This window comes from Paraburkholderia metrosideri (genome assembly GCF_904848625.1).
GTDB classification, from domain to species: domain Bacteria; phylum Pseudomonadota; class Gammaproteobacteria; order Burkholderiales; family Burkholderiaceae; genus Paraburkholderia; species Paraburkholderia metrosideri.
In genome coordinates this window covers 143,899-157,382 of sequence record NZ_CAJHCP010000010.1, presented here as the reverse complement: position 1 = coordinate 157,382, position 13,484 = coordinate 143,899, and the positions used below count along the sequence as shown (strand labels likewise).

Sequence of the window (13,484 nt, the reverse complement as noted above, 5' to 3'; positions counted from 1 at the left end):
ATGAGAACCATCGACAACACATTGGGGGACCGCAGCAGCGCCGGTGTCTCAGGCCCCGTGACCCGGGGCTCGATCATCGCGCGTCTGGAGCGGATGCCGGCGAATGCGATGCAGGTACGCGCGCGTATCCTGATCGGTCTCGCAACGTTCTTCGACGGCTTCGACGTGATCGCGATCGCGGCCACACTGCCGATCCTGATTGCGAAGTGGCAACTGACGCCGTGGGAAATCGGCTTTCTGATCGGCTCGGGTTCGATCGGTCAGTTGATCGGCGCCTTCGTGTTCCCGTGGTTTGCGGAGCGCAATGGTCGTGTGAAGGCGATTGCGTTGAGTTCGGGGATTATCGGCATCACGAGTATCGCGTGCGGTTTTGCGCCGACGTTCGCCGTATTCGTCGCGCTGCGCGTGATTCAAGGTTTAGGGCTCGGCGGCGAATTGCCGGTGGCCGCGACTTATATCAACGAGATCAGCCGTGCACATGGCCGTGGACGGTTCGTGCTGCTGTATGAAATTGTTTTCCCGGTTGGGCTGCTGGCCTCGAATGCGTTGGGTGCATGGATCGTGCCGCGCTTTGGTTGGCAAGCGATGTATTTCATCGGCGGCATGCCGTTGATTCTGTTCTTCGTGCTGCGCAAGCTCGTGCCGGAATCGCCGCGCTGGCTCGCCGAGCGTGAGCGGATGGTTGAAGCCGACGCTGCGGTGCTGGCATTCGAGCGTGCCGCTAAAGGCCCGTTGCCGCCTGTCACGAATTCAGCCGAGTTCGACGCGATGGCGAATCGTCATCCTAAGCGCCGGATGTCGGATCTGTTCGGTCGCGCGTATCTGAAGCGCACGCTGGCCGTCGCCATGTTGTGGATCACCTGCGGGTTCATCCAGTACGGTCTCTCGACCTGGCTGCCGACGATCTATCGCACCATCTATCACGCGCCGCTGCAACTCGCGCTGAACCTGGCCGTGGCGGCTTCGGTGCTGGGCGTGATCGGATCGTTGACCTGCGCGTTGCTGGTCGACAAGGTGGGGCGTAAGCCGATCATCAATGTGTCGTTCGTCGCATGCGCGGTTTCGTTGTTGCTGGCGGGTGTGTTCCACGCGTCGTCGGTGTATGTGGTCGCGACGTTCTGCGCGTTTGCGCTGGGCTTCCTCGCGTGCGGGTTTATCACCGCTTATGTGTACACGCCGGAGTTGTATCCGACCAGCATCCGTGCGATGGGCTGTGGTGTTGGCGGCGCGTGGCTCAAGGTCGCGGCAATCTTCGCACCGGCGATCGTGTCGAAGACGATGATTGGCGGTAACTTGCAGGTGGCGTTTTATATCCTCGCGGCTGTGCCGTTTGTCGCGGCGCTGGCGGTGCACTTTCTTGGGATTGAAACCAAGGGCAAGGTGCTGGAACAGCTCGAGGCTTGAGGCTGACGCTTTGACACGCGGGCGGAGGGTCAACGGCTTCATGCGGTGTAACGGGTAGGGAGAAAGGCGCAGCCGGGTGCTGCGCTTTTCTTTTGCGGCTTGCATCCGCGCCCGTTTGACCGTCGCCTCTACTGATAACTCATCGTAAAAGTAGCCACCGCATTCGCGGTCCCAGGGGTGACGTTGGTCGCGGTCTTCACATAGCGGGCAGTCAGCGGAATCGTCAAACTGCCATTGCCCGATTCTCCGGCGAACCATTGATTCGTATTGCCGGGCACATTCGAATCAGGTCCGAATTTAAGAACGGTGGTCCCGTTCAATATCTGCACAGCGACGCCGGAGGCCGTTGAAGCCGCGGTGAGCGACAGCCTGTCGGACACGTTGGCGGGCGACCTTTGGTCGGTGAGCGTCACGTAGATACTGGACAGGACGCCCGCGTCTCCACCAGAACACCTCAGTGCGATATTGAACGGTACGGCCGGCGAGGTGCTGCCCACTCCCCCGAAATTGCGCGCAGGCACCGCGCCTAGCGATGCCTGGATAGAGGAAGAGGACAAACTGCAAGTGGGAGATTGTTTGATTTCGAGTGGCAGCGGGATTGAGTGGCTCGCGGTGGAAATGTTCATACGCGCGACGACCGCGTTGTTTATTTTTAGGGCCATCCAGGAAGTAGGCAATTGATAATATCCAGGATACATCGTACCTGTTTTGACTAACTCCAAACGATAGTAACCACCCCAACTCCATTGAGCGGAGGAAGTATTTGGCACGGAGACGGTACCTGTTATAGGCAAATAGCCAGTTCGCATTCCATACTGCGATGACGCCGAATAGATACGGCCGCCGATCCCAGGAATACCGATATTCATCGTATTGAAGGCACCGGGCGTGCCGGTGTAATCGAGCGTGATCGGGCCGGGGCAACTGTCGAGACCGGTGCCCCCCGTCACGTACGGAAGATCAACGAACGCGAGGAGAGTCCCGTTCGGCAACGATGCGGCGTTGTTGACCACTTCGAGTGGTTGCGTGACGGTGAACCATCCGAGAATCAGGTTGAAGGGCGAGCACGCCGACGCAGCCGATGAAAAGCAGACGAGCGACGCCGCCACTATCAAATACTTGAGGATTTTCACGAGATCAATTCCGTTGGGAAAGCCGCAATGCAGCCAATGGTGTGGTGGAATACGCGATCAATCGGCATTGAAAAAATGGTCGACGTAACTCGAGAGAAAAATCGAACCGCAGCCATGTCGCGCGACTTCACAGTCCGATCTATCGGCATATCGCACTCACCACGCTGTAAGAAGCTCTCATCGTTTTGTCGATTTTGGGAAGCGAGTAATCCGCCGAGCAATGGTCTCCCGCGTCGCTGCCCCAGTTCACGATCACCCGGCCGGTCTCGCTCTTCAACCCGCGCGCAATCACACGTCCCGATTGCGCGATCGTGCCGATACTTTTTCCCTGCTCGTCGAGGACGTCAGCACCGAACGGCGCTGGCGTGCCGTTGGGCATCTGAATGCCGAGGATCGCGGCCCGTCCGGGGTTCTCCGTCTCGAACCTCAGTCGCACGATCGCGCCAGCGGTGGGTGCCACCGATTGCTGGGTGGATTTCAATTCGACATCGATAGGCAGGCCCTTGGGATCGATCTCGATCTGATTACGCGTGAACGGACTGAGGCTCGATACGATTGCATGTCCCCACGGGTCGATGCGCAATCCGCTGCCGTTCGTGACGCGCGCACCGGCCGTGTCTTTGGCTTCCACAATCGCCAGCGTGTCGCTCATGGTCGGCGTAAAAGCCACGCCGCCCGCGTAGCCGACTACCCCTCCACTCACGCTGATGCTGCCCTGACTGTAGTTTCGGCTTCTGCTGGCACTGCCGCTGACCGACGCAAATGGCGCGGTGTACGCGACATTGGCACCCGCGGTGGTGTTGCTGGCCGCGCCCGCATTGGCGCCGCTGTGGCTCGCATTCAGGCTGTAACCGATTGCGCCATCGCCACCGAGCGAGCCCGCGAGCGTTTGCGTCGCCATGGCAGGCGATGAACCTGAGCCGCTCTGCAGCGACGTTGTCGAATACGGTGCTTGCGGATGGTTGCCGAGCGGGATGCCGAGTGTCAGCATGACGCGGTTGTCCCATTTGCTGCTGCGCGTATTCAACTGACGCGAGAATGCCATGGTGTAATTCAGCCGCTTATAGCTGTTGCTGTAGCCCGCCTGCCATTGCGTGTCGGTACCGTTCCGATCCCAGTAGTTCTGGCTGCTGCCCGACATATAGAACGAGCCGTAGCCGGCGGGCAGTTGCTGGTTCACCGTCAGCTGAAGTCTGGCGCGTTGCGTGCCGCTGGCCGCATAGCCCATGCTGCGCTCGTCCAGATCGCGCAGCGCCATGGCGTCCGCGAGACCGAGATAGCCGCGGCTCGAATAGCGGTAGGCCGCGATTGACAGATTCGTGTTCGACGGCTCGACCAGCTTGCTATAGCTCAGCCGCAAGCTCTGTCCGTTGCGGTTGGGTTCGTGCTCCAGGTGCGCCGACGCCTGGGTGAGGTCGACGCCAAAGGCGCCATAGCGGGTGTTGAGGGCAACTCCGAGTTGCGCGGCCAGATAGTCTGGACTCGCTACGAATCCGCCATAACCGGTGATCAGGTTGGTGAAGCCATGCTGAACGGTGGTCTGGAACAGGACCGGATGAATGCCGACTGTTGGATTGCGGTACTGGCCAAGCGTGGCGCTGAAACGGGTGATACCCGGCCGTAGCGCATTGACTGCCGCGGCGTAAGGCACCGTCGACGTGCGCACCGTGCCGTCCGCCTCGGTGATGATCACGTCGAGGTTGCCGCCATAACCGGTCGGGTACAGATCGTTGATCTCGAACGCGCCTGGGGCGACCGTCGTTTCATACAGCAGGTTGCCGTTCTGACGAACCTCCACGCGTGCGTTGCTATTGGCCATCCCACGGACTATCGGCGCATAGCCTCGTTGCGAGTCGGGGTACATGCGGTCGTCGCTGGCCAGTTGCACCCCGCGAAAACCCACGCTGTCGAACAGCGCACCGTCGGTGAACGCATCACCCACGGTCAATTGACTCTTGAGGTGCCTGATCGAACGTTGCAGGTTGGTCTGCACACTTTGATAGTGGGTGCCAGCCTGGTTGCTGGAACTCAGACTGCCGTTATGCCGGAAACGCCATGGCCCCATGTTGATGCCGGCGTTCACGCCCACATAGGTCTGGGCGGAGCTCACGCCATTCGCGCTCGCGTAGTACGTGTTGGCGTCGTATTGCAGGCGTGCGGCCGTGACACCGTCATCCCAATGAGCGGGCTCGACATACCCACGCGCGGTGCGCGCGAGCGCGACTTGCGGCACGCTGATGTCGAGCCGCTGCTCGCCGTTGTCGAAGCTCGCGGTGGCGTCGGGAATCAACGAACCGAGCGTGACGCACTCGCCTGCCTGTGCCGCCAGCAGACGTGCGCCGGCTTTGGCCGGCAGCTTCATCAGATCGACGCCGATTCGTTCGAGTAGCGCCCGATCGAAGCAGACCTGCGCGTCGGGGCTTTCTGTGCTCAACTCGCGCAGCCGGATTTCGGCGAGACCGAGCCACACACCGTTCGCGTAGATATCGGCACGATAGTCGCCGGGCAACGCGACATTGCCTTTGTTGAACCGTGCAATGTCCACGCTTTCGCCGCGTGAGCGCTGGAGGAACTGGTCGTTGAACTCGACCTCGGCGACTTGAAGCGGGGCTGCCGGATCGCCGGCGGCTGCCCACGCATTGGCGCTGGCAAACAGCGACAGCACCATCGTGCTGATGGGTGACAACTGTGACGGAAAAGGTCGAAAAGGACTGCGTTGCATGACGACGGCTCCTGGCGGCGAACGAACTTGACCCTGCCGCCTTGGCAGCATTCAGATGGCAAATTTTGGAAATACGAGGAGTCAGCCGGATCGGGCTGACCGGACAATCATTTCGTGTTTGACGGGGCCAGCGTGGCTTCGCCGTTAATCAGGCCACCGTAGTCGTCGATGGCTTGATAGCTCACCCTCGCGGTTGTGCCCGCTGCCGCTTCGCCTGAAAGAGGCAACTCACGTGTCTGACCGGGATCGATCATCGCGCCTTCGTCGAAGTTGGCCGTTTTGCCGTCGCCGACGAGTTTCACCGACGCGAAGGACACGTGGTACGGCGTGGGATTGCGCGCCTCAAGCAAACTCCGCTCGCCAGCGTGGATGAGGCGCCAGCTGATCTGCGCCGGCGCTTCGCTCGCGCTGCCTTTGAGGCCCGCAGGACGGAAGAACATCTTGATGCGGGTACGAAAAGCCATTTGCAGGAGATTGGCTTCAGCCGCAGCGGCGGATGGCTTCGGAGGAACCTCGAGCACGTTCAGCCAGAACACCGACTCCTTGTCCTGCGGTAGCGGTTCACCGGTGTACAGAATGCGCAGCGTCTGCCCTTTGCCTTGATCGATCCGCGCGAACGGGGGGCTCACCGTAAAAGGCACCGTGATCGCGGAAGGCGCCGCGGTCGAATCCCCGTTGTCGAGCCACGCTTGCGTCAACGCGGGTGATTCTCCGCTGTTGGTCAACTTGATGGTTTGCTCGGCCTCGCCACCGTGATACACGATGCGGGTGCCGGCAATCACCACGGAGGCCTGCGCGTGCCACGCACTCGCCATAGCGAGCGCCACTGCGCCTGCGCGCAGCAGAGTACTTAACGCTCTTTTCAAAGCCATGGTTGGTTTGCTCAGAAAGGAAGGATAGGAAGCTGCGCGGAGCGATCGTGCCATTCGCTCCGCGACTCTGTGTTGATGCAAACCGCTTATTGATAGGCGAGGGTGTACATCACAGTCGAATTGGCCGCGCCAGCCGTTGCGACGCCGGTCGCCACGTACTCGGCGAAGTACGAGAGCGTCGCGCCGCCACTGGTCAGCGTGACTGCCTTCGAGTTTTGCGACGCGTCTGCGTAGCCAGCCTTGATGGCGGTGAAGTCCGAGTTGAGCAAGCCAATCTGAACGTTTGTCGCGCCCCCTGCGGTCAGGATCAGATTGCCTGTCGAGGCGTTGGTGGTCGCGCCGGGTTCGAAAAACGCATGGACCGTTCCCGATGCCGGGGTGCAGGCCGACAGCGAGATATTGAACGGCGTGCGGCCAGCGGTCTGGCCTGCGCTTGCCAGTGACGATGCCGATACCTTCGGCAACTGCACCACGAAGTCTTTCGCGCCCGCGCCATTGCCGTTGATCGTGCAGGTCTGCGCGGTGATGCTTCCGTTAAACGTGATCGTGCCGTCGGCCGCGTGCGAGGCAATGGGCAACGCGATAATCATTGCAGCAGCCGCCGCTAGCTTGACGAGGCGAATCGATTTCATTGCAGTTCCTTCGATTTAATAATTGAAATTTATTTAGATAAAATATGCCGCTGATGAAGGCGGCACATATTGAATTGGCCTGCACGCAATAACTTGTTTTCGCGTGCGCAATCGCGATGAAAATCGGCGTTCAAATTTTGCTCGCATGCCGGCCATCGCGGCTTGGCTGGCGCGGGATTCTGAACGCCGCAGCCATCGAAATGGGCCTGTGGTTCGAAGTCGAGATGGTCGTTGAACGAGGCTGTTCGGGAAATCAGAAATGCCTTAAAAAATCGGGCGCTTTTCCAAATTAAGTATATTCGGCACGAAGCGGTCGGCGATTTCTGAAAGCTATGACGGAAATTGCGACATTTCTCTTTGTAAGTCGGAAATTTCGCAGTTTCAAAGGGAATTGGGAAAAGCGGGATAGGGTCAGCGTCACCAGGATCAGAGTGGCTGAACGGGCCTGACGACTCAGTCGAGCGCAGACGCACAAGGAAGGAATCGCCGCACATGAGCGGAATACAAAAGCGACTCGCAGGCTGAGACCCGCGACGTGAGTCGCGGGTTCGTTATTACATCGATCACAACGCCTTGCGATACACGACGAACCCCGAGCGGTCAGCCACTTTGTCGTAAAGCTTCATCGCGGTGTCGTTCGTCTCATGCGTCTGCCAATAGACGCGCTGCGCACCGTCCGTTTTGGCCCGGACATAAACCGCTTCGATCAGCGCACGGCCTACGCCTTTGCCGCGCTCGGTGTCGAGTGTGTACAGGTCTTGCAGGTAGCAGATCGGACCCGCCATCGTGGTGTGACGGTGATACAGAAAGTGGACCAGACCAAGCAACTGACCGTCGCGCTCGGCGATCATCGCGTGCATAGGCTCGTAGCCGTCAAAGAAGCGTCCCCATGTGATGTGCGTGATCTCGCGCGGCAGTGCCGTCTCGCCGGAGCGGCCGTAGAACGCGTTATACGCGTCCCACAGCGGAAGCCATGCGTCGAAGTCTTCAGGGATAACGCTGCGTATTTTCAACATGTCCGACATGATCTGAATTCCTCGATAAAGATTGCCAATTATTCACGACGTCGGGAAACGATTGCCCCGGGCCCGCGATGGCATAAATACATCGTCCGGAAAGGCCGCTGCGTTTATGACCAGTAGATAACACCCAGCCGTTTGCCGTGCACGAGCGTGTCGCCGGTCCCTCAGTGGCAGTGTGTGGATCGACCGCAATTGCTCGGGTAGCAGGCAACTTTCAGCGCCACGCATCTTGTGCCACATCTTGGTGTAGCGTGCAATGCGCTGCGCGCACAAAAGTGCGCCGGCGTCCTGGTCAAGAAAAGAAGCGAGACGTGCGGGGGAAGAGAAAGTGGGAGACAGGCGCGCGTGGCTTAAGCCTGTTCGCATCGCGCGGCGCACAGGCTGGCGATACCCGCGCGTACGTTTGTCACGCGCATTCGATCCCCGCAGCTCGATGGCTTAGGGCGAGAGTCTGGCAGAAGGAAAGAGGAACCGGGGTGAGCATGTAACGGGCGCCGCGCGAATGGGGCGCCCCCACACGATTAGACATCAGACAGGCGGTGGTCTCCGCGCGCCGCCGCGTCAGTGCTTACGATTCGATGTATGACGAAGTTGATCGCGGACTTTCTTTGCCGCGAAAAGCGGCACGTAATCGAATACGCGCGCTTCATGCCGGTAAGTGGCCAACGTGTCCGCGTACATGCGCGACACTGTTTCCGCGGGTGTATCGGTCTCTTCAGCGATGCTTCTGACCACTTCGTCTATATCGGGTTCAGGCTGCGACATCAAAATCTCCGGATGGGCCGGCGGGTTGGGGAGGGGAGTACGGGGGGCAACAGCTGTCCATTACAGGATGCGATCCGCCGGCACGCCAATTGAATCGATCTATCGCGCGATCTGATTCACAGAGATTATTTTCTTGCTTTGCGATCAAGCCGCGCGCAATGGGCGGTAGCGGAAAATCAATGGATATAGCGTTGACGGAGGTCAGAAAAGGTGGCTTTTAAGCCCGCCGCTGGTGCAGGGCGGTGCGATGGTGCGTGGCTTTTCTTGACCCCGTGCGGTTGCTTCCGGTGACTACCTGATTAAGGCGCCGCATCCGTTTGTGAACGTCTTCCCTCTTGCTCAAGCCATGAGCGGAAAAGCTCGACCAGTTCGTTCGCGGATTTTCCCTCCGGAACATACGTGCAATAACTCCGCGACTGCAAACGAGGACCGGCAAATGGAGTAACAAGGCGGCCGGCCGCAAGATCGTCTGAAGCGAGCGCGGTCGGCCCCATCGCAATGCCTATTCCATCGATCGCTGCCTGCAAGGTCAGATAAAAATGGTCGAAGGTGAGTGTGGCAGCGGGTTTGAGCGTAGAAATGGTTGCGCTCGTCAGCCAGTCCGGCCAAAGCCGCGGAAGGCTCGATGTATGCAGCAACGTGTGGTGCCGCAAATCGTCCGGCGTGCGCAGCGGCAATCGTTGCAACAGCGCGGGACTGCAGACCGGAAGCCTTTCTTCGGACAGAAATGGCCGCATCGAGTAACCGTAGAACGTGTCCGGACCGCCCCGAACGATGATGTCGTAGTTCTCCTTCAAACTCTCCAGCGGTTCGTTCGAGGTGTCCACGTCGACATCCACACCGGCGTGTTCGGCGCGGAAATGCGCCAGCCTCGGTATCAGCCAGCGCAAGGTGAAGGTGGCCGGCGCATTGACTGTGAGGGTTCGCGAGACCGTGTCGGGGAAGCCGTATCGGGCGGTTGCCTGCGAGAGCCGCTCGAACAACGGGCCGATCTCCGCCAGATACGCCTGCGCTGCTGGAGTCAGCGCCACGCGCCGGTTATGGCGCTCGAACAGCGGCGCGCCAAGCCATTCTTCAAGCAAACGCACGTGCTGGCTTATCGCGCCGTGAGTGACGTGCAATTCGGCGGCGGCTTCCTTGAAGCTGCCGAGGCGACCTGCGGCCTCGAAGGCCCGCAATGCATTGAGCGGGGGCAGGAGTCGTTTCATTCGCAAGAGTTTATCTAACGCGAACAGGGAATTTATCTGGTTTGTAGCGGGGCTACAAGATAGATATTCTTTCCACCTCGGCTCCTATTTACCACGCGGAATCAGCATGCTCAGTTATACCGGCGGTCTCGTCCTCATCGCCGCCCTGCTTCACGCCAGCTGGAACGCGATGCTGCATGGCAATCGCGACCGCTTTCTTTCGATGACGTGGATGAGCATCGCCATCGCAACGGTCTCGACGCTCGTGGTCGCATGCGTGCCGCCGCCGGCTCGCGCGGCGTGGCCGTATATCGTCGCATCGGGGCTCGTGCATATCGTCTACAACGTCAGTCTCGTGCGGTCGTATCGACGTAACGACCTCGCGCACGCGTATCCGATCGCGCGCGGCTCGTCTCCGCTGCTGGTCACGCTCGGCGCGGCATTCTTCGCGCATGAGGCGATCGGTCCTCTGCACGCGTTAGGCATTGCGCTGATCTCGGGCGGCATTCTCGCGATCGCGTTGCAGGGGAGCCATGTGTCGCGCGCAGGTGCGCTGGCCGCGCTAACCACTGGCGCGACGATTGCGCTGTATACGGTGATCGACGGTATTGGCGTGCGTTTGTCTGACGGTCAGGCGCTTGCCTACACCGCGTGGATGTTCCTGTTTTACTGGCTGATGCCGCTGCTGTTCGTCGTGTCGCGTGGATCGGCCGCGTTGTGGACGCCGATGCGGACCGCGCCGATGGCGGTAGGGTCTTCGCTGGCCGGCGGGCTGGTGTCGATTGGTGCGTACGGCATTGTGATCTGGGCGATGCAGTCTGGCGCGATGGGCGCGGTGTCTGCATTGCGCGAGACGAGCGTCGTGTTTGCGGTGCTGATCGGGCGCGTGTTGTTGCGGGAAGAGGTGAGCGGGAAGCGCTGGCTAGCGTGTGTAGTCGTCGCGGCGGGCGCGGTTTGCCTGGGGCTTTGATTCAGCACGGATGCACGCCGCACCGCACCGCGCATCCATCTGACCCGCCAGAACGTAGTAGCTATTAACACCGCTACGTTTGAGGCCTTCGTCATGCGCCGTATTGTCCATGTCGCCGCCGTCGCTGCGGCCGCAACCGCGGCCGCCATGCTGCTGCTGTCCATCACCGGCTGTTCCAACGATCCACCGAACCCGAATCCCCGGGCGAACCAGCCGCTGTCCACGGTGCCGGTCGATTTGCCGCGCTATATGGGCCGCTGGTACATCATCGCGAATATTCCGTATTTCGCCGAGCGCGACATGCTGGGTAGCCGCGCGGAATGGAAATTGCGCGCCGACGGCAAGATCGACGATTCGTACTACGCGCGCAAAAAGAGCTTCGATGCAGCGGAAAAGCATTATCAGTTCCTCGACACGCCGGTGCCGGGCAAGGACGGCGGCGAATGGAGCGTGCAACTGTTCTGGCCGGTCCATGTCACGCAACTGACGCTCTACGTGGACCCTGACTACCGCTATACGATCCTCGGCTATCCGGACAAAAGCCTCGGCTGGATCTTCGCGCGCGAGCCCGATATCAGCGACGACATGTATCGCTCGCTGCTTGCCCGGCTCGACGCCATGGGCTACGACACGTCGCGTTTCCGGCGCGTGCCGCAACGGCCGGATCAAGTGGGCAAAGCAGGTTTCTCTTCTCCCGGTGACAAGGACTAGCCTGGCATCGCATCCGATTCCAGCGTTCTCGCGTATAACCCGCATCGCCATAAAGTGAGAGTCGCATGTCGCCACCTGCCGCTGTCGTGATTGCCCTGATCGGACTTGTCGTGATCTTCAGCGCCACGTGGGCGTGGCAGTTGAAGACCGCGAACGCGGGCATGGTCGACCCCATCTGGGCTTATTCGCTCGGCCTCGTTGCCGTGCTGTATGCCGTGCTCGGCACCGGCGACCCGTTGACCCGGGCGCTGACCGCGCTCGGCGGGCTGGTGTGGGGCACGCGACTCGGCACGCATTTATGGAAGCGCAACTTTGGCAAGCCGGAAGACGCGCGTTATCACCGCTTCCGCGAACAATGGGGCGATCAGGCCGCCAGCAAGATGTTCTGGTTCTTCCAGTTGCAAGTCGTGATCTCGATGTTGCTGTCGATCGCGTTCCTCGTGCCGTCGTACCGCGCGACGCCACCGTCTACCGGATGGCTGGTGCTCGCTGTCGTGTTGTGGATCGCGTCGGTGGCGGGCGAGGGGCTGGCCGACCGGCAGCTTCAGCGCTTCAAGGCGGACCCGGCCAATCACGACACGGTTTGCCGGGTCGGCTTATGGCGTTACTCGCGACATCCGAATTATTTCTTCGAATGCGTGCATTGGCTCGCGTATATCGCGTTGTCGATGGGTAGCACGTGGGCCTGGTTCACGTTGTTGCCACCCGTGCTGATGGCGTTCTTGCTGCTGAAGCTTTCCGGCATTCCGTTGCTCGAAGAAAGCATGGCGAAACGGCGTCCGGGTTACGCCGATTACATGCGCACCACTAGCGCGCTGATTCCCTGGCCGCCGCGGCACTGAAGAAGCTCGAGCACGCTTTCAGCCTTTAGATAAATCGACAATAACGCCAACGGAGTCAGCCACATGAGCCTGTCAACGACCGATCACACGATGCCGCCGTCATCGCCCGCCGACACTCGCGATGGCTGGCTGATCCACAGTTGCGAGCGCGGCTGGCTGCCTGACGGCGTGATCCGCTTCGGTATGCGGCAGTTGATGCGGCAACGCTTGCGCGACGAAGCGATCAACAACGGCGAGTTGCGTGCGCAACGGCTGAACCGTCTACTCGACGATCTGCGCGCGAGTCCCATTGCAATCGAAACGCAGGCCGCCAACGCGCAGCATTACGAGGTCCCCGCAGCGTTTTTTCATGCCCATCTCGGGCCGCATCTGAAGTACTCGTGTTGCCTCTATCCGACCGGTAACGAGACGCTTGCGCAGGCGGAGTCGGCCATGCTCGAACGCTACGCCGAACGCGCGGAGCTGGCTGACGGTCAGTGCATTCTCGATCTGGGTTGTGGCTGGGGGTCGTTGTCGCTATGGCTGGCGGCGCGATATCCGCATGCGCGCATTGTCGCGTTGTCGAACTCGCACGGACAGCGTGCGTTCATCGAAGCTCGCGCGGCGGAGGCGGGCTTGCGCAATCTAACGGTGGTGACGGGCAATATCGTCGATTTCGAATTCGACGACGCGCAGCTTCGCGGTGGCTTCGACCGTGTAGTGTCGATTGAAATGTTCGAGCATATGAAGAACTACGGCCTGTTACTGGAGAAAATCTCCGGCTGGATGCGCGACGGTGCGAAGCTGTTCGTGCATATCTTCGTGCATCGCACGCTCGCCTATCACTTCGACGTTCAGGACGGCAGCGACTGGATGTCGAAGTACTTTTTCACCGGCGGCACGATGCCGTCAGAAGCGCTGCTGCTGAATTTTCAGGACGATCTGCGAATCGAACGTCAGTGGTGGGTGAGTGGCACGCACTACGAGCGCACCGCGAATCAATGGCTGGCCGCGCTCGACGCCGCGCGTGACCGCGTGATGCCCATGCTCGTGGATACCTATGGAGCGACAGACGCTGCGGTCTGGTTACAGCGCTGGCGGATGTTTTACATGGCGGTGGCCGAATTGTTCGGTTACGCGAACGGGAATGAATGGGGCGTTGGGCATTACCGGTTTGTGAAGCGATAAACGAAGGCCGGGCTGTCGTGTTTAAGACCGATGCGCGCCGGTCTTTCAATCAGATTT

12 protein-coding genes are annotated in these 13,484 nt (G+C 60.3%); 5 read left to right on the top strand and 7 right to left on the bottom strand.

The annotated features are described in order from the left end of the window. On the top strand, positions 1-1,404 hold the full coding sequence (locus LMG28727_RS23000; protein WP_201644618.1) for an MFS transporter: 1,404 nt from the start codon (positions 1-3) through the stop codon (positions 1,402-1,404). Positions 1,405-1,532: 128 nt separating this feature from the next. Here the strand turns inward: LMG28727_RS23000 and LMG28727_RS22995 are convergent, their stop codons facing one another. The 7 genes from LMG28727_RS22995 to gcvA all read right to left on the bottom strand — a co-directional run bounded on the left by LMG28727_RS22995 (position 1,533) and on the right by gcvA (position 9,758). Then, entirely contained in the window at positions 1,533-2,537 is a 1,005-nt protein-coding gene (locus tag LMG28727_RS22995) for a fimbrial protein (protein WP_201644617.1), read from the bottom strand. Between the two features lie 139 nt (positions 2,538-2,676). Next, positions 2,677-5,259: a fimbria/pilus outer membrane usher protein gene (locus LMG28727_RS22990; protein ID WP_201644616.1), complete on the bottom strand. Its 2,583-nt coding sequence runs from the start codon at positions 5,257-5,259 to the stop codon at positions 2,677-2,679. A 107-nt stretch (positions 5,260-5,366) separates the two neighbouring features. Further along, positions 5,367-6,131, bottom strand: a complete 765-nt coding sequence (locus LMG28727_RS22985) for a fimbria/pilus periplasmic chaperone (protein WP_201644615.1) — start codon at positions 6,129-6,131, stop codon at positions 5,367-5,369. 86 nt (positions 6,132-6,217) lie between these two features. Beyond that, the gene (locus tag LMG28727_RS22980; protein WP_328811204.1) at positions 6,218-6,721 is read right to left on the bottom strand and encodes a fimbrial protein; all 504 of its coding nucleotides are present in this window, start codon (positions 6,719-6,721) and stop codon (positions 6,218-6,220) included. A 605-nt stretch (positions 6,722-7,326) separates the two neighbouring features. Next, positions 7,327-7,788, bottom strand: coding sequence for a GNAT family N-acetyltransferase (locus tag LMG28727_RS22975; protein WP_201644613.1), 462 nt, complete (start codon positions 7,786-7,788; stop codon positions 7,327-7,329). 558 nt (positions 7,789-8,346) lie between these two features. Next, a complete protein-coding gene (locus LMG28727_RS22970) occupies positions 8,347-8,550 on the bottom strand; it encodes a DUF3562 domain-containing protein (protein ID WP_201644612.1) in 204 nt (67 codons plus the stop codon). 299 nt (positions 8,551-8,849) lie between these two features. Continuing rightward, positions 8,850-9,758: a transcriptional regulator GcvA gene (gene gcvA / locus LMG28727_RS22965; protein ID WP_201644611.1), complete on the bottom strand. Its 909-nt coding sequence runs from the start codon at positions 9,756-9,758 to the stop codon at positions 8,850-8,852. Positions 9,759-9,864: 106 nt separating this feature from the next. Between gcvA and LMG28727_RS22960 the strand changes: the two genes are divergently transcribed. The 4 genes from LMG28727_RS22960 to LMG28727_RS22945 all read left to right on the top strand — a co-directional run bounded on the left by LMG28727_RS22960 (position 9,865) and on the right by LMG28727_RS22945 (position 13,427). Continuing rightward, positions 9,865-10,707, top strand: a complete 843-nt coding sequence (locus LMG28727_RS22960; RefSeq protein WP_201644610.1) for a DMT family transporter — start codon at positions 9,865-9,867, stop codon at positions 10,705-10,707. Between the two features lie 93 nt (positions 10,708-10,800). Continuing rightward, the gene (locus LMG28727_RS22955) at positions 10,801-11,418 is read left to right on the top strand and encodes a lipocalin family protein (RefSeq protein ID WP_201644609.1); all 618 of its coding nucleotides are present in this window, start codon (positions 10,801-10,803) and stop codon (positions 11,416-11,418) included. 65 nt (positions 11,419-11,483) lie between these two features. After that, the gene (locus LMG28727_RS22950) at positions 11,484-12,260 is read left to right on the top strand and encodes a DUF1295 domain-containing protein (protein ID WP_201644608.1); all 777 of its coding nucleotides are present in this window, start codon (positions 11,484-11,486) and stop codon (positions 12,258-12,260) included. A gap of 63 nt (positions 12,261-12,323) precedes the next feature. Beyond that, positions 12,324-13,427, top strand: coding sequence for an SAM-dependent methyltransferase (locus LMG28727_RS22945; RefSeq protein WP_201644607.1), 1,104 nt, complete (start codon positions 12,324-12,326; stop codon positions 13,425-13,427). Positions 13,428-13,484: the final 57 nt, after the last annotated feature.

What these genes read in the sequence shown, in the direction of transcription:
- LMG28727_RS22950 (WP_201644608.1), top strand. Translation starts at nt 11,484, where the DNA reads ATGTCGCCACCTGCCGCTGTCGTGATTGCCCTGATCGGACTTGTCGTG.
- LMG28727_RS22985 (WP_201644615.1), bottom strand. Translation starts at nt 6,131, where the DNA reads ATGGCTTTGAAAAGAGCGTTAAGTACTCTGCTGCGCGCAGGCGCAGTG.
- gcvA (WP_201644611.1), bottom strand. Translation starts at nt 9,758, where the DNA reads ATGAAACGACTCCTGCCCCCGCTCAATGCATTGCGGGCCTTCGAGGCC.
- LMG28727_RS22990 (WP_201644616.1), bottom strand. Translation starts at nt 5,259, where the DNA reads ATGCAACGCAGTCCTTTTCGACCTTTTCCGTCACAGTTGTCACCCATC.
- LMG28727_RS22960 (WP_201644610.1), top strand. Translation starts at nt 9,865, where the DNA reads ATGCTCAGTTATACCGGCGGTCTCGTCCTCATCGCCGCCCTGCTTCAC.
- LMG28727_RS22945 (WP_201644607.1), top strand. Translation starts at nt 12,324, where the DNA reads ATGAGCCTGTCAACGACCGATCACACGATGCCGCCGTCATCGCCCGCC.
- LMG28727_RS22980 (WP_328811204.1), bottom strand. Translation starts at nt 6,721, where the DNA reads ATGATTATCGCGTTGCCCATTGCCTCGCACGCGGCCGACGGCACGATC.
- LMG28727_RS22970 (WP_201644612.1), bottom strand. Translation starts at nt 8,550, where the DNA reads ATGTCGCAGCCTGAACCCGATATAGACGAAGTGGTCAGAAGCATCGCT.
- LMG28727_RS22955 (WP_201644609.1), top strand. Translation starts at nt 10,801, where the DNA reads ATGCGCCGTATTGTCCATGTCGCCGCCGTCGCTGCGGCCGCAACCGCG.
- LMG28727_RS23000 (WP_201644618.1), top strand. Translation starts at nt 1, where the DNA reads ATGAGAACCATCGACAACACATTGGGGGACCGCAGCAGCGCCGGTGTC.
- LMG28727_RS22975 (WP_201644613.1), bottom strand. Translation starts at nt 7,788, where the DNA reads ATGTCGGACATGTTGAAAATACGCAGCGTTATCCCTGAAGACTTCGAC.